Raw genomic sequence first — 23,890 nt, forward strand, 5'->3', positions numbered from 1 at the left:
GACGAGAACGTACGACCGAAGCCGCCGGAGGCGATAGCGCTCCCGAGCCCCCATCACTGACGCACGAGTCGATCGGAACCGCCGCATGACCGACACGCTCCGCCCTGTCGACGACGCCGTCGCACCGGCGACCGGCAGCCCCGACGGGACGACGGGCAGCCCCCAGCAGCTCAAGCGCTCCATCGGCGTCGTCGGCGGCACCCTGCTGACCCTCTCGTGCGTCACCCCCGCCTCCACCCTCTTCGTGGTCGTGCCCGACCTGTTCGGCTCGCTCGGCACCGCCACCGCCCTCACCATCGCCATCGGCTCGCTGCTCTGCATCGCCGTCGCGTTCTGCTACTCCGAGCTGGGCACCCTCATCCCCAGCGCGGGCGGCGAGTACGCGATGGTCTCCACGATGGCCGGACGGCTCGCGGGCTGGCTGGTCTTCGTGCTGTCGCTGCTGGTCGTCATGATCGTGCCGCCCGTGATCGCCATGGGCACCGCGGACTACCTGGCGCCGATCGTGCACCTCGACCCGGCGATGACCGGCGCCGGTGTGATGCTGCTCGCCACCCTCGCCGGACTGCTCGACCTGCGCGCCAACGCCTGGATCACTGGCATCTTCCTGGTGCTGGAGGTCATCGCCGCCGGTGTGGTCGCCGTCCTCGGCTTCGCCCACAGCCACCGCGGCGCGGGCAGCCTGGTCTCCATGCAGGTCGCCGGCGGCGACGGCCACACGGACACCGTGACGGCCATGCTGGTGGTCTCCGGACTCGCCATCGCCCTGTTCATCACCCAGGGCTTCTCCACCGCCGTCTACCTCTCCGAGGAGCTGGAGCACCCGCGCCGCAACGTCGCCCGCACCGTCCTCGCCACCCTCGCCATCTCCACCGTGATCATCCTGGTGCCGGTGGTCGCCATCACCATGGGCGCCTCCGACATCAAGGAGCTCACCGGCGGCGACCTCAGCTCGATGGTGACCGCCTGGTCCAACTCCGCCGTCGGCACCTTCGTCAGCCTCTGCGTGGCCCTCGCCATCATCAACGCGGGCATCGTCATGGTCATCCAGAACTCCCGCGTGCTGTTCGCCTCCGCCCGCGACAAGGCCTGGCCCGGACCCGTCAACACCGTCTTCGCCAAGCTCGGCCGCTTCGGCTCCCCCTGGGTCGCCACGCTCGCGGTCGGCATCCCCGGCGCGGTCCTCTGCTTCGTCAACCTGGACACCCTCTACGGCGTCACCGGCGTCTCCGTGACCGCGATGTACCTGCTCGTCGCGGTCGCCGCCCTGCTGGCCCGCCGCGGCGCCCACCGGCACACGCCCGCCTGGCGCATGCCGCTGTGGCCCGCCGTCCCCGTGCTGCTGATCGCGGTCCTCGCCTACATCCTCAGCATGCAGGAGGTCACCTACCTGCTGTGGACCGGCGGCATCATGGCCGTCGCCACCCTCTACTGGGCCTTCTACCTCCGCCCGCGCCGCGACACCCGCTGGCTGGTGTCCATCCCGGAGGACGCACAGGTCTGACCCCCGGCTGCCCCCGCCCCGGACGCCACGGCCCGGCGCCCGCGTACCGCAACCGTGGTACGCGGGCGCCGCGCCGTACTCCCGGGGGAGGGGCGGAGGTTCGGTCCGGCGGTGGCATCCGCTGTCGGTGGCGGACCGTACGGTGGTGGCATGGATCTGCGACTGCCCGGACCGCGGGCACTGCTGCGCGGGCCCCGGCGGTGGCTGGCCGCCGGGGCCGCCGTCGCGGTGCTCGCCGGGGCCGGCACCTGGACCGCGACCGCCACCGCCGACGCCCGCCCCGCCGCCCACCGGAGCGACCGGATCATGGACCTGGGCACCGGCGTGCGCATCGACACGTCCTGGTTCACCCCGGCCGGCTCCGGCCGCCACCCCGCCGTCCTGCTCGGACACGGCTTCGGCGGCACCAAGGACGACGTACGGCAGCAGGCCGAGGACCTCGCCGCCGACGGGTACGCGGTGCTGACCTGGTCGGCCCGCGGCTTCGGCCGGTCCACCGGGAAGATCGGGCTGAACGACCCCAAGGGCGAGGTCGCCGACGTCAGCCGGCTCATCGACTGGCTGGCCCGGCAGCCGCAGGTCCGCCTCGACGGACCCGGCGACCCGCGCGTCGGCCTGGCCGGCGCCTCCTACGGCGGCGCCGTCTCCCTGCTCGCCGCCGGGTACGACCACCGGGTCGACGCCATCGCCCCCGCGATCACCTACTGGAACCTGGCGGACGCCCTCTTCCCGAACGGCGTCTTCAAGAAGCTCTGGGCCGGGATCTTCTTCGACTCCGGCGGCGGCTGCGCCCGCTTCCAGCCCGAGCTGTGCGCGATGTACCAGCGGGTCGCCGAGTCCGGCCGGCCCGACGCCGAGGCGACCCGGCTGCTCCAGGAGCGCTCCCCGTCCGCCGTCGCCGCCCGGATCAAGGTGCCCACCCTGCTGGTGCAGGGCCAGACCGACTCGCTCTTCCCGCTCGGCCAGGCCGACGCCGCCCAGCGGGCCATCAGGGCGGGCGGCGCGCCCGTCGACGTCGACTGGATCGCGGGCGGCCACGACGGCGGCGACCTGGAGAACGCCCGCGTCCAGGACCGCGTCGAAGGCTGGTTCGACCGCTATCTCAAGGGCGACGAGGACGCGGCCACCGGCCCCGCCTTCCGCGTCACCCGCACCGGCGGCGTCGACTCCACCGACGGCGCCGCCCTGCTGCGCGGCGCGAGCGCGAGCGCGTACCCCGGCCTGAGCAGCGGTACGCACACCGTCGCCCTGGCCGGAGGCACCCAGCGCTTCCAGAACCCGCCCGGCGGCAGCCCGCCCGCCGTCTCCGCCCTGCCCGGCCTCGCCGGGGCGGCCGGCGGCTCACTGACCCAGCTCTCCGCGCTCGGCCTCGGCGTCTCCCTGGACTTCCCCGGCCAGAACGCGAGCTTCCAGTCGGCCCCCGTCGACCACGACCTGCGCATCACCGGCTCCCCGACCGCCACCGTCCACATCACCTCCACCGGCGACGACGCGGTCCTGTTCGCCAAGGTGTACGACGTCGGACCCGGCTCGGCCCGCCCGGTGCTGCCCGCCCAGCTCGTCACCCCGGTCCGCGTCGAGGGCGCCAAGGCCGGCAAGGACGTCCGGCTCACCCTCCCGGCCATCGACCACGAGGTGCAGAAGGGCCACCGGCTCCGCCTGGTCCTCGCCTCCACCGACCTCGGCTACGCCTCCCCGGCCGCCCCCGCCACCTACACCGCGGCCCTGCGCGGCCCGCTGACGGTGCCCACCGCGCCCGGTGTGACCACGGCGGCGGCCCCGCTGCCCTCCTGGGTGTGGTGGCTGCCCGCCGCGGGCGCCGCGCTCGCCCTCGCCCTGCTGCTCACCGCCCGCCGCCGCACCGCGGCCCCCGCGCCCGACCCGGCCCTCGCCGGTGTCCCGCTCCAGATCACCGGCCTCAGCAAGCGCTACGCCAAGTCCGCCGACCGGTACGCCGTGCGCGAGCTGTCCTTCCGGGTGGAGCGCGGCCAGGTGCTCGGCCTGCTCGGACCCAACGGCGCGGGCAAGACGACCACCCTGCGCATGCTGATGGGCCTGATCCGGCCGGACGAGGGCGAGATCCGCGTCTTCGGCCACGCGATCCGGCCCGGCGCGCCCGTCCTGTCCCGGGTCGGCGCCTTCGTCGAGGGCGCGGGCTTCCTGCCGCACCTGTCCGGCCGGGAGAACCTGGAGCTGTACTGGCGGGCCACCGGCCGCCCGGCCGAGGACGCCCGTCTGGACGAGGCCCTGGAGATCGCGGGCCTCGGCGACGCCCTGGCCCGCGCGGTGCGCACCTACTCACAGGGCATGCGCCAGCGCCTGGCCATCGCCCAGGCCATGCTGGGCCTGCCCGACCTGCTGATCCTGGACGAGCCGACCAACGGACTCGACCCGCCGCAGATCCGCGAGATGCGCGAGGTGATGATCCGGTACGCGGCCGGCGGGCGCACCGTCATCGTCTCCAGCCATCTGCTCGCCGAGGTCGAGCAGTCCTGCACGCACCTGGTCGTCATGGACCGGGGACGGCTGGTCCAGGCGGGTCCGGTCCGCGACATCATCGGCTCCGGCGACACCCTGCTGGTCGGCACCGCGACCCCGGTGGACGAGCCGGTGGCCGGGAAGGTCGCCGCACTGGCGGGCGTGGCCTCGGCGGTCCGCACCGACGACGGCCTGCTGGTCCGCCTCGAACCCGGCGGCACCGCCGAGCGCCTGGTCGTGGAGCTGGTGCGGCTGGACGTGCCCGTCGCCTCCGTGGGCCCGCACCGCCGCCTGGAGGACGCCTTCCTCACCCTGATCGGAGGTTCCGCATGAGCACGCTCACCGAGGGAGCGGCGGCCGGGGAGACCGCCTCCGGCTACCACGCCGGACGCACCCTGCCGCTGCGCGTGGAGCTGGCCCGGCAGCTGAAGCGGCGCCGCACCCTGATCATGGGCGGCATCCTGGCCGCCCTGCCGTTCGTGCTCGCCGTGGCCTTCGCGATCGGCGGCGACCCGGGCAGCCGCAACAACCAGGTGACCCTGATGGACACGGCCACCGCGTCGGGCGCCAACTTCGCCGCGGTCAGCCTGTTCGTCTCGGCCGGCTTCCTGCTGGTGATCCCGGTGGCGCTGTTCTGCGGGGACACCGTCGCCTCGGAGGCGAGCTGGTCCTCGCTGCGCTATCTGCTGGCCGCGCCCGTGCCCCGGGCCCGGCTGCTGTGGTCCAAGCTCGTCGTCGGGCTCGGCCTGAGCCTGGCCGCGATGGTGCTGCTGCCCGTGGTCGCGCTCGCCGTCGGCACCGCCGCCTACGGCTGGGGCCCGCTCCAGATCCCCACCGGCGGCGCGCTCGCCGCGGGCACCGCCGCCCAGCGCCTCGTGGTGGTCGTGGCGTACGTCTTCGTCTCCCAGCTGGTCACCGCCGGGCTCGCGTTCTGGCTGTCCACGCGGACCGACGCGCCGCTGGGCGCGGTCGGCGGCGCGGTCGGACTGACCATCGTGGGCAATGTCCTGGACGCCGTCACGGCGCTGGGCCACTGGCGCGACTTCCTGCCCGCGCACTGGCAGTTCGCCTGGGCCGACGCCGTGCAGCCGCACCCCGAGTGGGCCGGGATGATCCAGGGCACGGCGGTCTCCGTCGCCTACGCGCTGGTGCTCTTCGCCCTCGCCTTCCGCGGCTTCGCCCGCAAGGACGTGGTGTCGTAGGCGTCGCGGGCCGCCGCCCGGACGCACGGGAGCGGGCCGCCGAACACTCGGCGGCCCGCTCCTCGCGGCGGTCCGGGGCGGTCAGCGCTCGCTGTTCGCCGACAGGATCGACACGTCCTCCAGCAGGTGCGCCAGCGCGCCGTCCCGCTTGGCCTGCGTGGAGTTCTCCGTGCACTGCTGGTTCTGCTTGTCCGACAGGATCGGGATGTCCTGGACGTTCACGGCCTGGAGCACCCCGACCGGCAGCTCGCCCACCGCGAGGCACGGCCGGTTGAACGACCCCTGGATGAGCGCCATCTGCGGGCTCATGTTGCCGTACGTCGTCGCGTTGCCGTAGCTCTCCCACGCGCCGTTGCCGTTGCCGACGGTGGGGCCGCTGTCGTTGCCGATCGCGAGGGCCTGCGGGGCCGCGGCGGCGGTGGCGCCCATCGCGGAGGCGGCGATGGCGGCGGTGGCGACAAACTTCTTGATCACTGGCCGGTCCTTTCTGAGGAAACCCCGTCTCCGGAGCGTCCTGGTCAACTCCCCTCAGGCGCGCGGGTTTCTCCCGTTCACTCCCACGGCGGATGCGGCGAAGTGTTTGTGTGTTTTCCGGACTCCGTGATTTTCAGGCGTTCGGGAACGCCATGCGGGCCAACCGGGTGAACCCCCGCAACCAAACATCTCCCCTCGTGTTGAGGAGGCAGTAGGACCTGCGTCGCTACGAGGAAAGGAACGCGCAGTGCTCAAGAAGGCAATGGTCGCCGCTGCGGCCGCCGCAACTGTCGTCGGTGGATCGGTGGCGGCTGCTCCCGCGGCGCTTGCCATCGGGAACGACAACGGGCCGTCCGTCGCCAATGGCGTCGGCTCCACGACGTCGTTCGGCAACTCGGCGACGAGGGGCGACATGAGCCCCCAGCTCTCGCTGATCGAGGGCACGCTCAACAAGCCGTGCCTGGGTCTGAACGAGACCAACGTCGGCGTGCTCCAGCTGGTCAACGTGCAGGACGTCCCGGTCCTGTCGGACAAGCAGAACCAGCAGTGCTCCGACAACTCCACCCAGGCCAAGCGCGACGGTGCGCTGTCGCACCTGCTGGATGACCTGTCGGTCCTCTCGGCTAACGGCGAGAGCTGAGCCGATTCCGGCCGGCCCAGGGCCGTCCGCTGCTGTGCCGGCGGTCGCCCTGGGCTTTTCCGCAGGACTCTTTCGCCCGAGCAGCCGAGGGCGAGGCGTACGGTGCGCGGGGCAATCGAGTGAATTGTCGGGCGATCTACGTTCCGCCGTTTTCCATTACGTCTATTCCTCGTTCAGGGCCGCGACTTTTCGAGGTCGTGCGCACTGGGTTTCTCGCCGTCATTGGGGCGCATCGCCCCGAGAAGGGAACTTCCATGAAGAAGAGCGTCGCTGTCGTGACCGGCGCCATCCTGGCTCTGGGCATGGCCGCCCCCGCCTTCGCCGACTCGGGCGCGGAGGGCGCCGCCGTCGGTTCGCCGGGTGTCATCTCCGGCAACACCATCCAGGTCCCCGTGCACGTCCCGATCAACGTGTGCGGCAACACCATCGACGTCATCGCGCTGCTGAACCCCTCGTTCGGCAACACCTGCGTCAACGGCTGACCGCGCGGGCACACCGGCCTCCGGGCCGTGTCAGGGCCGGCCTTGGACGTCGAACTCGCGACCCAGGGCCGGCCCTCCCTCATCTGAACGTTCCTCAAGCCGCCCCGGCGGCTTCGAGCAGGAAGACCACTAGATTGCGACAGACCCTGAGCAGGGGAGTGTTCGCGGCGGCAGCCGCGACGAGCGTGCTGTCCCTGTACGGCAGCGCCGCTTTCGCCGACTCGACGGCGGACGGAGTCAGCGCGGGTTCGCCCGGCGTGCTGTCCGGCAACACCATCCAGGCGCCGGTCGAGGTACCGGTGAACGCCTGCGGCAACACCGTCGACGCGGCGGCCGCGCTCAACCCCGCGTTCGGCAACAAGTGCGCCAACGTCTCGGACCACACCGAGAAGCCCACCCCGCCGCCGTCGCACACCCCCGACTGCGACGACCAGGGCGCGTACGGGGAGCAGCCCTCCTCCGGCGCGTACGGCGAGGAGCCCTCCCCGGGGCCGTGCTCGACCCCGCCGCCGAGCACCCCGCCCGCCACCCCGCCGAGCACTCCGCCGGCCACGCACCACACCACCCCGCCGCCCGTCGAGCACACCCCGCCGCAGATGGCGGAGACCGGCAGCGGCAACACCGGTGCGCTCATCGGTGCCTCGGCCGTCAGCGCGGTGCTGATCGCCGGTGGCACGGTCCTCTACCGCCGTGGCCGGTCCGCCGGTTCCCACCGGTAGTCCGCCCGCGGGGCCGACGCAAGGCCGCCGCGACCGCGCCGCCCCGGCGGCCGGTCGCGGCGGCGGCCGTTTCCGGGCGATGTCACCCGGCCGGCGGCGCGGCGCACCCGAAGGCCGTACCGGCGGTGGCGCCCCCGCTCCTCCCGTGCCTGACTTCAGAGGACACGCTGACGATCCGTCAGGGACCTTTGTGGCGGCGTGAGGGAAGGAGCGGGCATGACTGCACGGCGACACGGGAACCGGAGGCTGGCCGCCGTCACGGCGGCGGCCGTCGTATCGGCCGCCCTGGCCTGCGGGGCCGCGGCAGGGGCGGCGGACCCGGACCCGGCGGCGCCGCCGAATCCGCCCGCGCCGCAGGCGAGTCCGTCCTCGGCGCCGCCCACTGCGTCGGCGGCGGACCCCGCCTCGCTGGTGGCGGACCCTTCCTCGCCGGTGCTGCTCCCGCCCGGCACGCCCCTGGTCCCGCCGGATCCGCCCACGGCCGTACCCGACCCGCCCGCCACGGAGGCGAGTCCGGGCGCACCGCCCGGGGAGACGCCCGGTCCGCCCGTGGTGCCACCGGGTCCGTCCGGCGCGGCCGAGAGCCCGTCCGCGCCCGCCGCCACGCCCTCTCCTCCCGCTCCACCCGCTCCGCCCGCGTCTCCCACTGCCTCCCCGGTCTCCCCGGTGCCGCTCCCGGCGCAGGTGCCCGGCATGCGGCGGCCCGCCTTCGGGGCCTTCCTGGAGTCGGACGCGCGGGGCGTGGCCCGGATGGCACAGCTCAGCAGTTGGCTGGGCGGCGCCGAACTGCGCGTCGGCCACACCTATCTGCCCGGCGACCGCTGGCGGGACATCGAGGGCGCCCCCGGCTTCCTCGACGTCTGGGCGCAGTGGCGGCAGCAGCGGCCCGACCGGCTGCTCGTCCTCAACGTCCCGCTGCTGGAGCGCAACGAGGACCACTTCTCGGACGGCCAGGTGCGGTACCTGCTGCGGCAGGGCGCCGCCGGGCTGTTCGACGCGCACTTCCGCGCCCTCGCCCAGCGGCTGGTCGCGCTGCGGGTGCCGGACACGGTGCTCGTGCTCGGCTGGGAGATGAACGGCACCACCTACACCCACCGCTGCGGCCCCGACCCCGAGGCGTGGAAGACCTATTGGCGGCACATCGTCACCGCGATGCGCTCGGTGCCGGGCCAGCGGTTCCGCTTCGACTTCGCGCCGAACCGCGGCCGGGACGCGGTGCCCTGGACCGCGTGCTACCCGGGCGACGACGTGGTCGACATCGTCGGCATGGACTCCTACGACCAGCCGACCGGCCTGACCTTCGACCAGCAGGTGCGCGAGCCCTACGGACTCCAGGCGCACGTGGACTTCGCGAAGGCGCACCACAAGCCGGTCTCCTACCCGGAGTGGGGGCTGTTCCGCAACGGCGACAACGCCGCGTACATGCGGTCCATGCTCGCCTGGTTCGACGCGCACCGGCCGCTCTACAACACCCTGACCGACTACTGCCCGCACGGCGTCTGGCAGTGCGCGGCCAACCCGGCCTCCTCGCGCGTCTACCGCGCGATCCTCTTCGGCCGTACGGACCTCATCGCCCCGACGCCCACGCCCCCGGGCATCCCGCTCCTGCCCCAGGCCCCAGCCCCGCAACCGGAGACCTCGGCCCCGCAACCGGAGACCTCGGCCCCGCAACCGGCGCCCGCCCCGACCCCGCCGCAGGCGCCGGCCCTGACGCCGCCTCAGACCATGTCCCCGACACCGCCGTCGGTCCCGGCGCCGCCCTCGGAACCGGCCCCCGCACCCCTCGCCGCGCCCGTGGCGGACGGCTCGTCAGGTGTCCGTTAGGCCACGGCGCACGTGCCCCTCCCCGCTCCCCTCCCCGCGCCGCACGCGTGCACGCAGGTCCCTGGCCCGGGTCCGGCCGGCCGTCGCGCAGCGCACCGCGGACAGCAGGGGCGCGGTGTGCCGCCGGGCCAGCAGCAGCCGCTCGTTGGCGACCGGGCGGGGGCGCCAGCGGTGTTTGTAGGGCTCGTCGCCGCGCAGCAGGCTCAGCGTGTCCGGGGCGCCGTCGCCGGTGTGCGCGGCGCACGCCTCCAGCAGCATCACCGCCACATCGACCTTGTGTTCGCGCAGCAGCGGATGGGCGCCGTACAGATAGCCGCCCAGCAGGCTGCCGGAGCGCAGGGTGAGGTCCACGGCCACCACCTCGCCGTCGAGCCGGAACTCGGTCACCACCGCCTCCCCGGCGCGCGCCATCGGGCCCGCCGCCCGCGCCAGGTGCTCCTGGAAGCGCGTCCGCAGATGCTCCGGGGTGACCCCGCGGCCCTGCCACTGGAGCCGGTGCAGCGCGAGCAGCCGCTCCACGGCCGCGCCGGCCTCCTCGGGACGTACGACGCGCCGCTCCACGCCGAGCGCGCGCAGCCTGCGCAGTTGGGCGCGGACCCGCTGGGCCCTGGCGGACGGCAGCCGGGCGGCCAACTCGTCCAGGGGCAGGGCGGGCAGCTCCAGGCAGAGCGAGTCCGGCGCGCGGTGCCGGGGGCCGTCCCAGCGGGCGTAGACCTGTTCGGCGGCGCTGCCGGGCCGCACCTCGCGCAGGTCGATCAGCGCGGTGCGGGCGGCCTCGGCCAGCGCCCCGGTGAGCGCGTCGGCCGCCGGGCCGGGACGCCGGTCGTCGATCAGGACGTCGGCGTAGTCGGAGACCGCCCCGCCGAGCGGGACCAGCGCGGGCACCGGCGCGCGGCGCAGCATCAGGGGCGCGGCGGCGACCAGTTCGGCGCCCTCGCGGACCAGGAGGAGCCGCAGCCGCCCCGGGGTGCCGTACGACTGCCACCAGGAGTGCAGCCAGGTGTGGCTCTGGAACGGGGTGGCGGCGGCGCAGTGTCCGGCCAGGCGGGTCCACTGCGGGGCGAGGGCGGCGAAGGCGCGCGGGTCGGTGACGAGTTCCGTGGTGAGGCCGGGCTGGGCCGCGCGCGGCGGGGGCGCGAGGCGGGTGGCGGTCACAGCCGGCCGTGGACGTCGGCGGCGGGGGCCGGGCCGGGCACCGCCGGGGGGTGCGTGGGGTCGCCGGGCGTGTTCCGCCGGGGCCGTACCAGCAGGGCCAGGGCGCCGAGCAGACCGCCCGCGCTCGCCCCGACCAGCCCGGTCACCGCCGGGGACGCCGAGGACGGGTCGGTGGGGCGTACGGCGCGCGCGAAGCGGACGAGGGAGATGTGCGTGCTGCCCGTGGTCTGCGTGGCGTGCCGGGTGAGGGCGGCGGAGACGGCGTCGGCCATGGCGGCGGCCGGACCCGGACGGCCCGCGATGGCGGTCACGGCGATCATCGGCGCGTCGGGCGAGGTCTCCGCGCGCACGTCGCGCCGCAGGGTCCGCACCGGGACGCCCGCCTGCCGCTGGGCGTCCCCGAGCACCGCGACCTGGGTGGCGACCCGCCCGTACGCCTGGGCGAAGCCGAGCGCGGCGGCCGGGTCGGACTTCTGGTCGGGGACGGCCACGACATAGCTGGTGGCCGAGTAGACGGGCGGCGCGAGGACGCCGTAGGCGCCGCCGAGCAGCCCGCCGGCCACGGTGCCGGCCGCGACCAGGGACCAGGGCGGCAGGTGCCGGACACGGGCGAGGGACAGGCGGCGGGGCCGGGACGGTTGCTCGGTCATGGGGCGGTCGCTTCCTGGGGTGGGATCGGGGCGGGGCGGCCCGGGGGCCGGGACGCGGTGGCGGACAGGGTGGCCGTGTACACGTCCAGCAGCCGGGCGGCGGTGCGGGCGATGCTGTAGTGGCGGGCCGCGTCCGGGGGCGTACGGGGGAGCGGACCCCGGGCGCGTACCTCGGTGATCGCGCGGGCGTACGCCTCGGGGCCGCCCCGGACGCGCCGGGCGCCCGCGGCGGCGTGCGCGGGCAGGTCCTCCACGGCCGGGCAGGAGGCGTACAGCACGGGCAGCCCGGCGGCCAGCGCCTCCACGACCGCGAGACCGAACGCCTCCTGCGGGGACGGCGAGGCCAGCACGTCCATCGCGGCGGCCAGCGCGGGCAGATCGGGGCCCGCCGAGCCGTCCGGTGCGCAGGGCCGCTCCCCGGCGAACAGCACCCGGTCGGCGACCCCCGCCTCATGGGCGGTGCGGCGCAGCACGCTCTCCTCGGGGCCGCCGCCCACCAGCAGCAGCCAGTGGTCGCGGGGCAGCCGGGCCAGGGCGCGGACCACGACGTCGAAGCGCTTGCCCGCGGCCAGCCGCCCGATGCCGCCGATCACATACGCGTCCTCGGGCAGGCCCAGACGGCGGCGGGTGGCGGCGCGCCGGGCCGCGTCGAAGCGGAAGCGGTCCAGGTCGATGCCGTTGGGGACGACCTCGATGCGCGGCGCGGGCACGCCCCAGCGCCGGAGCCGGTCGGCCACCGTGGCGGAGACGGCGACCGTGGTGGAGCCGAGCCGTTCCCCGGCCAGGTACAGCGCGCGCACCCCCGCCGTCAGCGGGCGCCCCTCCAACTGCCCTTCGCCGAGCGAGTGCTCGGTGGCGACGACAGCGCGGACACCGGCCAGCCGGGCGGCGATCCTGCCGTACAGGCAGGCCCGGTACAGGTGGGTGTGCACGAGGTCGTAGCGGCCCGCGCGGATCACCCGGACCAGGCGCGGCAGCGCGGACAGGTCGCGGTTGCCGCCCATGCCGAGGTGGACGACGCGGACGCCGTCGGCGCTCAGCCCGGCGGCGACCGCGCCGGGCCGGGTGAGCGTCACCACGTCGCAGGAGACGGGCAGATGCCGCAGCAGCAGCCGCAACTGCTGCTCGGCGCCGCCCACGCCGAGACCGGTGATGATGTGCAGGACCCGCAGTTCGCGCATCTCACACGCCCTGCACAGGGCGGCGGCGCAGCGGGTGCAGCCGGTGCTTGAGGTGCAGCCGCCAGGCCGTGTCCCGCTGCCCGATGTGCAGCCGGGGCAGCGCGTGCGGTCCGGTCAGCGGGCCGGGCGCGACGGCGCAGGCGTACGCGTACCCGGCCTCGCGCACGGCGGCCAGCACCCGGGCGTCCACCGCGCCGTAGGGATAGCAGAAGCCGTCCACGGGCGCGCCGGTCAGCTCTTCGAGGAGCGCCCGGCTGGTGCCGGCCTCGGCGGCGAGGGCCGCGTCGTCGGCCCGGGTGAGGTCGGTGTGGGTGAGCCCGTGCGAGCCGATCTCCACGCCCTCGGCCGCCGCGTGCCGGATGCCGTCGGCGCTCAGCAGCGGCTTGCGCGGGCCGCGCGGGTCCCAGGCGTTGTGCCCGCCGAGCCGGCCGGGCAGCACGAACAGCGTGGCGCCGCAGGCGTGCCGGTGCAGCAGCGGCAGCGCGGCGGTGACGAAGTCGGCGTAGCCGTCGTCGAAGGTGAGCCCGACCAGGCCCTGCCCGCCGCCCGCCGCGCGGGCGGCCAGCAGCTCCCGTACGGACACCCCGCGCAGCCCGCGCCGCCGCAGCCAGCGCAGCTGCGCGGCGAGCCGCTCGGGCGTCACGGTGACGCGGTACGGGTCGGGCGAGCGGTCGCCCACCGAGTGGTACATCGCCACCCAGGGGAAGGGCCCGGGGAGGGGACCGGCGGGCTCGCCGGTGCCGGTGAGCGGGACGGTGTCAGCGGGAGAGGCCATGCCGGACCCTTCGGGTGACGGAGCGCAAGGAGCGGAACACGGGTTCGACGCCCTCGGCGCCGAGGGCACGGGCGAGCAGGACATGGACGGCGGTGACGGTCAGCAGCCCGGCCGCCAGGCCCGCCGCCGGGGACCCGGGCAGGGCCGCCGCGCACGCCCCGGCCGCGGTGGCGACCACCGCGGCGCGCAGCGGCCGGCTCGTCTCCGCCAGCACCCGCCGCACCCGCAGCGGCACCCCGCAGCGGCCGGTACCGGCCAGCAGCAGCGCGGCCGTGAGGGTGATGCCGGCGGCGTTGGCCGCGGCGATGCCCGTCACGCCCCAGGGACCGACGGCCGCGGCGCCGATCCAGGAGGTCGCCACGATGCCCGCGGTCATCGCGGCCACCGGGTACCAGGCGGGCCGCCCGCCGGAGAAGTACGAGCGGACCAGGGCGCCCACCAGCGCCTGGCCGAGCAGCCCGAGCGCGTACACGCGCATGACACCGGCCGTCGCGGCGGTGTCGTCCGCCGTGAACGCGCCGCGTTGGAAGAGGAGCTGGATGATCTGCGGGGCGCAGGCGATCACCGCCGCCGCGCCCAGCAGCACCAGGCCGGCGACCAGCGCCAGGTCGCGTTCCACGCGGTCGCGGGCCCGTACGGTGTCGCCGTCGGCGAGCGCCCGCGCCACCACCGGGAAGGTGACGGTGCACAGCATCAGCGACAGCGTCATCGGGATCTGGGCCACCTTCTGCGCGTAGTTCAGGTGCGAGATGGCCCCGGCGGGCAGCGGCGAGGCGAGGAACCGCTCGATGAGCACCTGCGACTGGCGGCACAGCGCGAACAGCAGCACCGTGGCGACGACCGCGAAGTCCATGGGGTGCGCGGCGGCACCCGGGGCGCCCGTGCGGGGTCCGGGGCGTACGCCGGTGCGCAACTGCTGCCACAGGGCGGGCACCTGGACCGCCACCATCAGACAGCCGCCCACCGCGACCCCGGCCGCCGCCGAGCGCACCCCCCACGCGCCGCCCAGCAGGAACATCGCGGCGACCACACCGGTGTTGTAGGCCAGATAGATCGAGGCGGGCGCCACATAGCGGCCGTGCGCCCGCAGCACGGCGCTGCCGTACCCGGCGAGTCCGAAGCTCAGCACGCAGGTCGCCGTCAGCCGGGTGCAGTCGGCGGCCAGCCGCGGGTCGGGCAGGCCCGGCGCCAGCACCTGGACGAGCTGCGGGGCGGCGCCGACGGCCAGCGCGCACACCGCGGCGCACGCGAAGGCCAGCCGGGGCAGCGTGCCGGTCACCAGCGAGCGCACCGGGTCGCCCGCGCCGCCGCGCGCCCGCCGGGCCAGCGCCGCACTGAACGCCGGGACCAGCGCGAACGCCAGCCCGTCCTCGATGAGCAGGGTCGCGGCGAACTCCGGCACGGTCCAGGCGACCAGGAAGGCGTCCGTGTCGGACCCGGCGCCGAACAGCCGGGCCAGCGACTGGTCCCGGACCAGGCCGAGCAGCGAGCCCGCCACCGACAGCACGACGGTGACCAGGGTGGCGCGGGCCAGGAAGCCCCGGGAGGCGGAGACCGGGGCCGGGAGCGCGCGGACGGCGCCGACGGCCGTCGCCGCGCCGCGCGCGGACGGCACGGTCGCCGTGCCGTCGCCGCCCGGAGGGCCGGAGCGCGGCGGTGGGGGAGGGGGCGTCACCGTCATCGCGCGCCACCTCCCGGACCCGGCTCCGCGGCCGTCGCCCACCACGCCACCAGCCCGAAGGACAGGGCGGTCAGCACCGTCGAGGGGCCGCCGATGTCCCCGTAGGCGAAGTCGACGAGCTGCCATAGCAGCAGCCCGCAGGAGATGAGCCCGCAGGCGGGGCCGCCCGCCCGCGCGGGCCGCTCCCGCCGCGCGCGCCGCAGCCCCCGCAGCGCGCACACCAGCAGCGCCAGCCAGCTCCCGGCGACCGCGGTCAGCCCGGCCAGGCCCTGCTCGCTGAGGACCAGGAGGTACATGTTGTGCGGCGACAGCAGCGGCTGCCGCCGGAACGCGGCGCCCGCGCCCCCGGTGTCGCTCGCCGCGGACAGGGACATCGGGGCGTGCCCGTCGCGTACCTGCGGAAAGTTCTTCAACCCCACTCCCGTCACCGGATGTTCGCGCCAGCTGCCGACCGCGGCGCTCCACAGCGCGTAGCGGTCGCGTACGGACTGGTCCGGGGCGTCGGCGACCCGGGTGATGCTGTCGAACCGCTCCGCCAGCAGGGCCGTCCCGACGCCCAGGCCGCCCACCAGGACCACCGCCGCCGCGGCCAGTACCGCGCCCGCCGCCAGCGCGCGCCGCACCCCGGCCAGCAGCAGTTGCGCCGCACAGGTCACGGCCGTGGCGATCCAGGCGCCCCGGCTGAAGGAGAGCGCCAGCGGCACGAGCAGCACCGCCGCGCATCCGGCGGCCACCGCCCGCTCCCGCGTGCGCGTGTCCCGGCCGAGCGCGAGACCGGTCGCGCACACCAGGCCCAGGGCGACCGCCGTGGCCATGCCCATCACGTCCCCGGCGCCGAAGGTGCCCACGGCCCGCACCGGCGCGCCCTGGTAGGAGGCGCCGGTCCCGGTGAGGTACTGGTGCGTGCCCACGCCGCCCTGCCACAGCGCGAGGCCCACGAACGCCCAGGCCGCCGCCCGGAAGTCGGCGCGGTCCCGGATCAGCAGCAGCACGGCCGCCGGGACCAGCACGAACACCTGGAGATACCGGGCGAGCCCCGCGCACACGGCGGGCGCGGGAGACACGGCCAGCGCGGTCAGCGCCGCCAGGGCGAAGCCCGCCACCGGCAGCCCGAGCACCACGGCGGCCACCGGGGTCAGCGGGCGCCGCCGTGCGCGCAGCAGCCGCAGCGCGCAGCACAGCACCAGCAGCCCGGAGACCACGTCGGCCGGACCCGCGCCGCCCGCGCCGCCCGGCGCCACCGGCACGGCGAGCGCCGCGAGGACCGCCACCACGGGCAGCACCGGACCGTACGGCACCCGCCGGACCACCGGCGCGGCGCGCCGCGCGGCCGGCGGGGCGGCCTCGGCGCCGCGGTGCGCCGGCTCGGGCAGGGCGGCCTGGGACACGTCGGTCAGCTCCCCGTCGGCCGCACCAGCGCGACCGCGGTGCGCAGCAGGATGCAGACGTCCTGCCACAGCGACCAGTTGTCGATGTAGGCGTTGTCGAAGCGGGCCCGGTCCTCGATCGAGGTGTCCCCGCGCAGCCCGTGCACCTGGGCCAGCCCGGTGATGCCGGTGCGCATCCGGTGGCGGGCCGCGTAACCGGGGTGGTCCTGGCTGAACCGGAGCGCGAAGTAGGGGCGTTCGGGGCGCGGGCCGACCAGGCTCATGTCGCCGCGCAGCACGTTCCACAGCTGCGGCAGCTCGTCGAGCGAGGTGCGCCGCAGCATCCGGCAGAACGGCCGCATCTCCCGCTCGCCCGCGACGCTCCAGCGGGTGGCCGACTCGTGGGCGTCGGCGGGCCGGTGGGTACGGAACTTCAGCAGCGTGAAGGGCCTGCCGTCCCGGCCGATGCGCTCCTGCCGGAAGACCACGCCCGGCCCGTCGGCCAGCCGCAGCAGCACCGCGCAGCCCAGCAGCAGCGGCCCGGCGAGCAGCAGCAGGAGCCCGGAGACCAGCACGTCCAGCGCCCGCTTGCCCGCGCTGCCGCGCCGCGCGGGCGCCATCGAGAGCCGTCGGCAGGAGAACCCGGCCAGCCGCTGCTTGGAGGCGTACGACGGCGGGTCCGCGTCGACCTCCCACACCGCGCAGCCCGACTCGGCCAGCGCCCGCAGCAGCGGCCCCTGTTCGGCCCGTACGCACGGGTGGACGGCGAGCACCGCCCGCACTCCGTTCTGCACGACCGCCCGCTCGACGTCCTCGCCGCGGGTCAGCACCGGCAGCCCGCCCGAGCCGCCCCGGGGGTGCTCGGCGACGACCCCGACCGGCCGCATCCCGCACCGCGGGTGCCGCAGCAGGGCGGCGGCCACCCGCTGCGCGGTTGCCTCCGGGCCGATCACCAGGGCGGCGCGCGGACGCCGCAGCAGCGTCGCGCGCCGCCGGGCGTGCACCGCGCCGCGCAGCGCGCAGCCCACCGCCGCCTGGAGCGCGCACCCGGCCAGCAGGGTGGCCGCGGTCAGCGCGTGCCCCGGCCGGTACGCCGCCACCAGCGCGGCCAGCGCCAGCCAGGCCACCGCGATCCGGCCGCACACGGCGGGCAGTTCGTCCAGGACCGCCGGGACCGGCGACGCGGGCGGCTGCGGGCGCAGCAGCAGGGAGGCGGCCACGAGCAGGGCGACGAGCAGCGGCCGGTGCTCGGCCCCGGCGAACGCGGCGGCGGCGCCCAGCAGGGCGGCGGCACCGTCCGCGAGGAGCAGCGGCAGCGGCGCGCCCGCCGGTACCGGCGGGCGTCGGCGGCGGGCCGGGAAGCGGAATCCGGGTGCCTGGCGGCGCGGCCCGCGGACCGGGACGGCCGTGCCTGCGTGGTTCCGTGGCGGCAGGCCGGGGGCCAGGCCGGGCGGGGGAACGGTGCTTTCCGCGGTCACGAGTGAGTGGACTCCCTGTGCTCGGAGGGCACGGCGTGCTCGGCCGGTGGCGCTTGCGGCGCCGGGCGGGCCGCGCCGGGGCGGGCGGCGAGCAGGTCGTGGTAGAGCGCCGTGACCGCGGCGGTGCGGCGCCGGACGTCGTGCGCGGACAGCACATGGGCGCGCCCGAGCCGGCCCAGTTCCGCGCGCAGCGGCGCGTCGAGCAGCAGGGCGGTCACCGCGCGGGCCAGCGCCGCCGGGTCCCCGGCGGGCACCAGGCAGCGCGCGGCGAGCGCGGGCGGCAGGCTCTCCCGGGCGCCGCCGACGTCCGCGGCCACCACCGGCCGGGCACACGCCATCGCCTCCAGCGGGGCCAGCGCCATGCCCTCCCACCGGGACGGCAGCACCACCACGTCGGCCGCCCGGTACCAGGGCAGCGGGTCGGCGACGGCGCCGGTGAACGCCACGGAGGGCGGGGCGAGGTCCCGCAGCCGGTCGTGGTCGGGTCCGTCCCCGACCAGCACGAGACGCGCCCCGGGCACCCGTTCGGCGACCGGGCCCCAGGCGCGCAGCAGGACGTCCTGCCCCTTCTGCCGGCACAGCCGCCCGACACAGACGACGAGCGGGGCGTGGGGGGCGTGGGGGGCGTCCCCGGCGGTAGCGGGGCTGGTGTCGGTGGTGCCGGTGGGGTCGGCGGGGGCCGGGGAGGAGTGCCCGGGGTCGATGGGGCCGGGGGCCGGGGAGAAGTGCCGGGGGTCGACGCCGTTCGGGACGACGTGCCAGTGCGCGGTGATCCCGGCGCGCAGGCCGGTCGCGCGCTCCTCCTCGCTGACACACACCACCCGCGCCGCCCAACGCGCCCCCCAGCGCTCCCACGCCCGCGCGAGCGCCGCGGTGCCGCCGCCGACCGCCTCGAACGACCAGGCGTGCGGCTGGAACACGGTCGGGATCCGTCCGCGCACGGCCAGCCGCCCGGCGAGCCCGGCCTTGGCGCTGTGCGCGTGCACCAGATCGGGCCGTACGTCGTCGACGAGACGGGTGAGCCGCCGTACCTCCCCGAGGAGCGAACACCCCGGCGCGCGCGCCGCGTTCCAGGGGCGCACATCCGCGCCGAGCGCCCGGAGCTGCCCGCCGAGCGGGCCGTCCGCGCCGTCCGGGCAGGCCACGGTCACGCCGAAGCCGTCCGCGAGCTGCGCCCGCACCAGGTCCGTCACGACGCGCGCGACCCCGCCGTCCACGGGCTGGGTGAGGTGCAGGACCCGCGGCCGAAGAAGGAGCCGCATGACCGTCGTTGCCTCTTTCGGATGGCCGATAAAGCCGACAAAGGGGTGGGGCAAGAGGTCCGCAACTCTAGTCGCGAAAGGTACTTATGCGACGAAAGCGGGCAAGTGTGTCGGAACTGTGAAGCCGGTCCGATCGGGAGATCACTCTTTTGGCGGCACAACTCGGGGGGCGCGCCGCGCGTTGACCCCAGCGCCGGGCAGCCCGCCCGGGTGTTTGTGTGTCAACTGCAAGGAGCACCTTTCCATGTCGCGTATCGCCAAGGGCCTGGTCCTTACCTCCGCCGCCGCCGCGGCTGTCGCCGGCGGTGCCGGCATCGCCGCCGCCGACAGCGGTGCGAGCGGCGTCGCCGCCCACTCGCCGGGCGTCATCTCGGGCAACGTGATCCAGGTCCCGGTGCACGTGCCGGTCAACGTCTGCGGCAACTCCATCAACGTCATCGGTCTGCTGAACCCGGCGTTCGGCAACACCTGCGTCAACGGCTGACACCGGCGCAGCGAACCTCCTCCGGCCGGCCGCCCTCCCGGGAACCGGCGCCCACCGCTGTACGGGCGCCCGCGGGAGGGCGGCCGTGCCGTTCCCCCGATCGGACGGCGCGCGCCGGAGCCCCCCGGATGCGCGTCCCGCCAGGTGGGACCGCGTGGCGTCGCACGGCGGCCGGGGGCGGGCGGACGCGGTGGGCGGATGATCGGTTGCGGACCGCGACCGGCGCTTCCACGGTGGGCTCCAGATCCGGTGCTCAGCGAAAGGAACCCCCATGCGTGGTCTGCCAGCACGGCGTGTCGCCTCCACCGCCCTCTGCGCCGCCCTTCTGGCCGGGATCGGCGGCCCCGCCGCCATGGCGGCCGACTCGGCCCGGGGAAGCGGCCCGGCGGCGGCGCCGCGGGCCCCGCTCCCCGACCCCGGCACGCTCCTCGGCCAGGTACAGAACCTCGCCGGACTCGGCGGCACCCTCGCCCCGGTCCGCGATCTGGTGACCGCCGTGCTCGACCCGGAGCAGGGCGTGCTGTCGGCCGCCGACACCCAGAAGCTCGGCACCGCGGCGAAGGACGCGCTGGCCCAGGTGGACGCGGCGCTCGCCGCCGGTACGGCCCAGACCGCCCCGGCGGCGGCCACGTCCACCACACCGTCCACGGTGCCCTTCGCCGCCGCTCCCGCCGCTCCCGCCGCACCCGTGAGCACGGGTGTCCTGCTGCCCGCCGCCGGTACTCCGCGAGTCGCCGCGCCGCGCGCCGCCGACCCCACGAGCGACGCGCTGGCCGCCGTGCGCAAGGCCCTCGACGGCCTGCTGAAGGCGATCGCCGCCGGTGACAGCACCCAGGTGCTCCCCGCCACCGACAGCCTGGTCAAGGAGCTCACCGCACTGGTCGGCACCGGCCTGCCGGCCGGCGGCCTGTCCACGCAGCCCGCTGCCTCCGGCACGAACCCGGCGGCCACCGCCTCGACCCTGCCGGCCCTGACGGACCCCGTCGCGGCCGTCCCCGACCTCCAGATCCCCGACCTCCAGATCCCCGACGTCCAGATCCCCGAGATCGGCGTCCCCGACACGACCGTGCCCGAGGCGCCCGCCCCGGCGGCGACCGTCCCGGCGGCGGCAGGCGCGGCGGGCGCGTAGCCCGGATCCGTACCGACGACGGCCGGACCCGCCGTACCAGCCGCCGCACCGGCCGCACCAGCGACCGGTGCGGCGGCTGCCGTATTCCGTATCTCGTATGAGGACTCGGCAATCTCCCGTGCCGGGGTTTCCGGCTCGCGCGGGGCTCGTTAGGCACGGAGATCCCGTCCCCCTCCGGTGGCGCACCGCGCTGCCGCGAAAGGAGCACGATGAAGTCCCTCAAGACGGTCGCCGTCCTCGCCGGATCCCTGGTCGCCGTCGGCGCCGCCGCGCCCGCGTTCGCCCAGAACACCTCCGACCTGACGCCCACCAGCCTCAACGGCGCCGTGAACTCGCTGACCAGGGAACCCATCGACGTCATGCCGGTCAAGCACCAGTCCGACGCGCTCGACACCGAGAAGAAGGGCTCGCTGCTGCACACGGTCAACGGCGCCACGCAGAGCCTGAACTCCTCGGCCGGTCCGCTGCTCGGCGGTCTGCCGCTGCGGAGCTGACGCCCGCCGCGCCCGCCCGTCCGCCGTACCGGTCGTCCTTGGTGTCCGTCGTACTACTGCGGCACCCGGGCGAATTGTGCGCTGGTCGCCGCACCCCTCTCGTTGAGCGGTGCGGACGTTGAGCCACCGAATCCTGAAAGGGACCGTGCCTGACATGAAGTCGACCACCCGAGGAACCCTCGCCGCCCTCGTCACGGGCGTGGCGGCAGCCGTCGGCGCCGCCACCCCCGCCGCGGCGGTCGGGACGGTCCCCGTCCCCGTACCGCTCGGCGGTGCCGAGAGCGCCCTCGGCATGGAACTGCCCAGCGTGGGCGGTGAGCTGCCGCTGCCCACCGCCGGCAGCCCCGAGGGGCCCCGGTTCGTCGAGGGCAGGCTGCTGCCGGAGCGCGCGCTGCCGCGCCTGCCGGTCGACGGCGGACTGCCCGGCCTGGACGTGCGGGCCCCGCTGGCGCACGTCCTGGGCGACGGGTTCGACCACGTGGACGTCGCGGCGCCCGCCTCCGATCTGCGGGCCATGGCGCCGGGCCTGACCGTGGACGGCCCGCTGACCGGACCCCGGCCCGGCAACGCCGGTCTGCCGGAGCTGACCCAGCCGGAACTGGGCGTCCTCGCCCCCGCGCTCCAGGCCGTGCCCGGAGCGAACCTGACGGCCGGCCAGGGCCTGTAGTCCCCCCTGCCTCCCTCGCTCCTTCCCCCGCCGCCCGCCGCCCGCCGCCCGCCGCCCGCCGCCCGCCGCCCGCCGCCCGCCGCCCGCACGGGCGCTCCCCGACCGCCATCCGGCCGTATTCCGGTGACCGTCCGCCGTCCGCCGCGGTTACCGCTGCGGACGAACGGCTACGGACATACGGCCACCGACAGACGGTCGCGGACCTACGGCGACGGACAGACGGCTCGGGCGACCGAACCGGACGAGGAGACGGGCCATGCGCTCAGGCAACGGCGGAACACCGGCACAGGCGGGCAGCACGGAGGCGGACGGCACCGGCGGCGCGGCGGGCACCGGAGGCAGCACACGGCGGGAGGTGGCGCGGCGGCTGCTCACCTGCGCCGCCGTCGCCGCGCTGGCCCCGGTGACCGCCGCCTCCCGGCCCCCGGGCACCGCCCCCGGGACCGGGACCAGCCCGTGGAGCACCCCGGGCGGCACCGCCTTCGACGAGACCTACCGAGGCCGGCGCATCCGCGGGGTGTGGACCCCGGAGCGCGGCGCCGGCGGCACCGGCCAGTGGTACGTCACGGTGGACGGCCGCCCGCTGCACCTGATGCGCCGCGCCGACGGCACCTGGCTGAGCATGGTCGACCACTACGGCTCGTACCGCACCCCCCTGGAGGCGGCCCGCGGCGCCGTCGACGAGATGGGACCGGGGCGGCGGCTGCGCGACCTGGCTCCCGGACCGGTCGGCGCGGGCGTCCCGTACGCGGGCACCTACACGGGGGGAGAGCACGGTGGCGTACACGCGTAAGAACATCACCCGGCTCACCGCCTCGGAGAAGCGGCGGTTCGTGAACGCGCTGCTGGAGATCAAACGCCGGGGCCAGTACGACGACTTCGTGCGCACGCACATCGCGTACTTCACCGCCGACGGCGAGAACGGGCTGCGCCCGGCCCACATGGCGCCGTCCTTCCTGCCCTGGCACCGCAGATTCCTGCTGGAGCTGGAAGAGGCGCTGCGCCGGGTGGACTCCTCGGTGACCGTGCCCTACTGGGACTGGACGCGGGAGCGCACCCGCACCTCGGCGCCCTGGACCGCGGACCTCCTGGGCGGCGACGGCCGGGCCTCCGACCGCCGGGTGACCACCGGTCCGTTCGCTTACGCGCACGGTGCCTGGACCCTCAAGGTGGGGGTGACCGACGGGGAGTTCCTCACCCGTGACCTGGGCCGCTCCCGCGATCCGATCCAGCTCCCGGACAAGAACGAGCTGGAGTGGGCGCTGAAGGACGGCACCTACGACGTGGCGCCCTGGGACTCCACGGTCACCCGGGGCTTCCGCAACAAGCTGGAGGGGTGGGGCACCGGCCGGGGCAGCGTTTCCTGGCGCAACCACAACCGCGTGCACCGCTGGGTGGGCGGTGCGATGCTGGGCGCCGCCTCGGTCAACGACCCGGTCTTCTGGCTCCACCACGCCTTCCTCGACTTGCAGTGGACACGCTGGCAGAGCCGCCACCGGGGCGCCCGCTACCTGCCCGCCGCGCCGCCCGGACCGGGCGACGCGCAGCGCGGCCGGATCGTCGCCCGGCGCGAGAAGATGCCGCCCTGGGACGTCACCCCGGACTCGCTGGAGGACGTGAGCCGGATCTACCGGTACGCCTGACCCGCGCCGGGGCGGTGCGCCCGGCCGGTGACGGGCCCGTGGGCCCGGCCCGGCGCACCGTCCGGCCCACGGGAAGAGCCCCGGCGCTCGAGGTGCCGGGGCTCTTCTTGCCGGTCCGGTGCGGACCTTGCGGGTCCGGTGCGGACGGACGGGCGGTGTCAGCCGCCGTAGGCGCCGGAGCCGTCACCCTGGGCGAGGTGCCCGATGTTGGCGCAGGTGTTGCCGAAGGCGGGGTTGAGGACGCCGATGACGTCGATGGTGTTCCCGCACAGGTTCACCGGGATGTTGACCGGGACCTGGATCGTGTTGCCGGACACGACGCCGGGCGAGCCGACAGCCGCCCCCTCGGCGCCGGCGTCCGCCATGGCGAGACCGGCTCCGCTGATCACCACGGCACCCGTGCCGAGAGCGACGGCAGCCGCCTTCGCGATGCGAGACATCACGTTCTCCTAACTTGCTCGGTGAGTGCGGCAGCAGGACGCGCGGCCGCACTTCCCCTTCAACGCGACCGGGCCGCCCGGGTCACGGCGTATCTCCCCGGATCACCCGTTTTGAACAGCGTGGATCCGGTCGGGGCGCTGGTAGAGACCAATTCGACGGC

The 23,890-nt window shown here is 75.9% G+C and carries 23 protein-coding genes; 13 read left to right on the forward strand and 10 right to left on the reverse strand.

The window, feature by feature from the left end; all coding sequences use genetic code 11:
* The first annotated feature begins 85 nt into the window (after window positions 1-85).
* From B086_RS0121005 to B086_RS0121015, 3 genes are all read left to right on the forward strand, one after another.
* The gene (locus B086_RS0121005) at window positions 86-1,504 is read left to right on the forward strand and encodes an APC family permease (protein ID WP_018568394.1); all 1,419 of its coding nucleotides are present in this window, start codon (window positions 86-88) and stop codon (window positions 1,502-1,504) included.
* A 150-nt stretch (window positions 1,505-1,654) separates the two neighbouring features.
* Entirely contained in the window at window positions 1,655-4,315 is a 2,661-nt protein-coding gene (locus B086_RS0121010) for a CocE/NonD family hydrolase (protein ID WP_018568395.1), read from the forward strand.
* On the forward strand, window positions 4,312-5,184 hold the full coding sequence (locus B086_RS0121015) for an ABC transporter permease (protein WP_018568396.1): 873 nt from the start codon (window positions 4,312-4,314) through the stop codon (window positions 5,182-5,184). The genes B086_RS0121010 and B086_RS0121015 overlap by 4 nt, the downstream gene beginning before the upstream one ends.
* A gap of 81 nt (window positions 5,185-5,265) precedes the next feature.
* Here B086_RS0121015 and B086_RS0121020 read toward each other — a convergent pair whose 3' ends face one another.
* Window positions 5,266-5,658 (reverse strand): rodlin, encoded by a 393-nt coding sequence (locus B086_RS0121020; protein WP_018568397.1) that lies wholly within the window; start codon window positions 5,656-5,658, stop codon window positions 5,266-5,268.
* 247 nt (window positions 5,659-5,905) lie between these two features.
* Here B086_RS0121020 and B086_RS0121025 point away from each other — a divergent pair, with 247 nt between their 5' ends.
* The 4 genes from B086_RS0121025 to B086_RS40470 all read left to right on the forward strand — a co-directional run bounded on the left by B086_RS0121025 (window position 5,906) and on the right by B086_RS40470 (window position 9,323).
* Entirely contained in the window at window positions 5,906-6,298 is a 393-nt protein-coding gene (locus tag B086_RS0121025; RefSeq protein WP_026252619.1) for a rodlin, read from the forward strand.
* A 254-nt stretch (window positions 6,299-6,552) separates the two neighbouring features.
* A complete protein-coding gene (locus B086_RS0121030) occupies window positions 6,553-6,780 on the forward strand; it encodes a chaplin (RefSeq protein ID WP_018568399.1) in 228 nt (75 codons plus the stop codon).
* A gap of 134 nt (window positions 6,781-6,914) precedes the next feature.
* Window positions 6,915-7,499, forward strand: coding sequence for a chaplin (locus B086_RS46110; RefSeq protein WP_026252620.1), 585 nt, complete (start codon window positions 6,915-6,917; stop codon window positions 7,497-7,499).
* A 216-nt stretch (window positions 7,500-7,715) separates the two neighbouring features.
* Window positions 7,716-9,323 (forward strand): glycoside hydrolase family 26 protein, encoded by a 1,608-nt coding sequence (locus tag B086_RS40470; RefSeq protein ID WP_158690407.1) that lies wholly within the window; start codon window positions 7,716-7,718, stop codon window positions 9,321-9,323.
* On the opposite strand, the gene B086_RS0121045 is transcribed toward B086_RS40470, so the two are convergent.
* From B086_RS0121045 to B086_RS0121080, 8 genes are read right to left on the reverse strand one after another with little or no spacing between them, the layout of a single operon-like run.
* Window positions 9,309-10,478, reverse strand: a complete 1,170-nt coding sequence (locus B086_RS0121045; protein WP_018568402.1) for a GNAT family N-acetyltransferase — start codon at window positions 10,476-10,478, stop codon at window positions 9,309-9,311. The genes B086_RS40470 and B086_RS0121045 overlap by 15 nt on opposite strands.
* The gene (locus B086_RS0121050) at window positions 10,475-11,128 is read right to left on the reverse strand and encodes a hypothetical protein (protein WP_018568403.1); all 654 of its coding nucleotides are present in this window, start codon (window positions 11,126-11,128) and stop codon (window positions 10,475-10,477) included. Before B086_RS0121050 ends, B086_RS0121045 begins: the two co-directional genes overlap by 4 nt.
* On the reverse strand, window positions 11,125-12,309 hold the full coding sequence (locus B086_RS0121055; RefSeq protein ID WP_018568404.1) for a glycosyltransferase: 1,185 nt from the start codon (window positions 12,307-12,309) through the stop codon (window positions 11,125-11,127). Before B086_RS0121055 ends, B086_RS0121050 begins: the two co-directional genes overlap by 4 nt.
* A gap of 1 nt (window position 12,310) precedes the next feature.
* Complete coding sequence (locus B086_RS0121060; RefSeq protein WP_018568405.1) at window positions 12,311-13,084, reverse strand: polysaccharide deacetylase family protein; 774 nt, start codon at window positions 13,082-13,084, stop codon at window positions 12,311-12,313.
* The gene (gene murJ / locus B086_RS0121065; protein WP_026252623.1) at window positions 13,068-14,765 is read right to left on the reverse strand and encodes a murein biosynthesis integral membrane protein MurJ; all 1,698 of its coding nucleotides are present in this window, start codon (window positions 14,763-14,765) and stop codon (window positions 13,068-13,070) included. Before murJ ends, B086_RS0121060 begins: the two co-directional genes overlap by 17 nt.
* On the reverse strand, window positions 14,762-16,153 hold the full coding sequence (locus tag B086_RS0121070) for an O-antigen ligase family protein (RefSeq protein ID WP_018568407.1): 1,392 nt from the start codon (window positions 16,151-16,153) through the stop codon (window positions 14,762-14,764). The genes murJ and B086_RS0121070 overlap by 4 nt, the downstream gene beginning before the upstream one ends.
* A gap of 5 nt (window positions 16,154-16,158) precedes the next feature.
* Entirely contained in the window at window positions 16,159-17,610 is a 1,452-nt protein-coding gene (locus tag B086_RS0121075) for an exopolysaccharide biosynthesis polyprenyl glycosylphosphotransferase (RefSeq protein ID WP_018568408.1), read from the reverse strand.
* Window positions 17,607-18,872 (reverse strand): glycosyltransferase, encoded by a 1,266-nt coding sequence (locus B086_RS0121080; protein ID WP_018568409.1) that lies wholly within the window; start codon window positions 18,870-18,872, stop codon window positions 17,607-17,609. The genes B086_RS0121075 and B086_RS0121080 overlap by 4 nt, the downstream gene beginning before the upstream one ends.
* A gap of 244 nt (window positions 18,873-19,116) precedes the next feature.
* Between B086_RS0121080 and B086_RS0121085 the strand changes: the two genes are divergently transcribed.
* From B086_RS0121085 to B086_RS0121110, 6 genes are all read left to right on the forward strand, one after another.
* The gene (locus B086_RS0121085) at window positions 19,117-19,356 is read left to right on the forward strand and encodes a chaplin (RefSeq protein WP_018568410.1); all 240 of its coding nucleotides are present in this window, start codon (window positions 19,117-19,119) and stop codon (window positions 19,354-19,356) included.
* Between the two features lie 271 nt (window positions 19,357-19,627).
* The gene (locus tag B086_RS40475) at window positions 19,628-20,485 is read left to right on the forward strand and encodes a hypothetical protein (RefSeq protein ID WP_018568411.1); all 858 of its coding nucleotides are present in this window, start codon (window positions 19,628-19,630) and stop codon (window positions 20,483-20,485) included.
* 209 nt (window positions 20,486-20,694) lie between these two features.
* Entirely contained in the window at window positions 20,695-20,979 is a 285-nt protein-coding gene (locus tag B086_RS0121095) for a hypothetical protein (protein ID WP_018568412.1), read from the forward strand.
* 154 nt (window positions 20,980-21,133) lie between these two features.
* Window positions 21,134-21,646, forward strand: a complete 513-nt coding sequence (locus tag B086_RS0121100) for a hypothetical protein (RefSeq protein WP_018568413.1) — start codon at window positions 21,134-21,136, stop codon at window positions 21,644-21,646.
* Window positions 21,647-21,902: 256 nt separating this feature from the next.
* On the forward strand, window positions 21,903-22,439 hold the full coding sequence (locus B086_RS0121105; RefSeq protein ID WP_018568414.1) for a tyrosinase family oxidase copper chaperone: 537 nt from the start codon (window positions 21,903-21,905) through the stop codon (window positions 22,437-22,439).
* A complete protein-coding gene (locus tag B086_RS0121110) occupies window positions 22,423-23,289 on the forward strand; it encodes a tyrosinase family protein (RefSeq protein WP_018568415.1) in 867 nt (288 codons plus the stop codon). The genes B086_RS0121105 and B086_RS0121110 overlap by 17 nt, the downstream gene beginning before the upstream one ends.
* A gap of 158 nt (window positions 23,290-23,447) precedes the next feature.
* Here B086_RS0121110 and B086_RS0121115 read toward each other — a convergent pair whose 3' ends face one another.
* Entirely contained in the window at window positions 23,448-23,729 is a 282-nt protein-coding gene (locus B086_RS0121115) for a chaplin (protein ID WP_018568416.1), read from the reverse strand.
* Window positions 23,730-23,890: the final 161 nt, after the last annotated feature.

The organism is Streptomyces sp. PsTaAH-124 (assembly GCF_000373685.1).
Taxonomy (GTDB): domain Bacteria; phylum Actinomycetota; class Actinomycetes; order Streptomycetales; family Streptomycetaceae; genus Streptomyces; species Streptomyces andamanensis.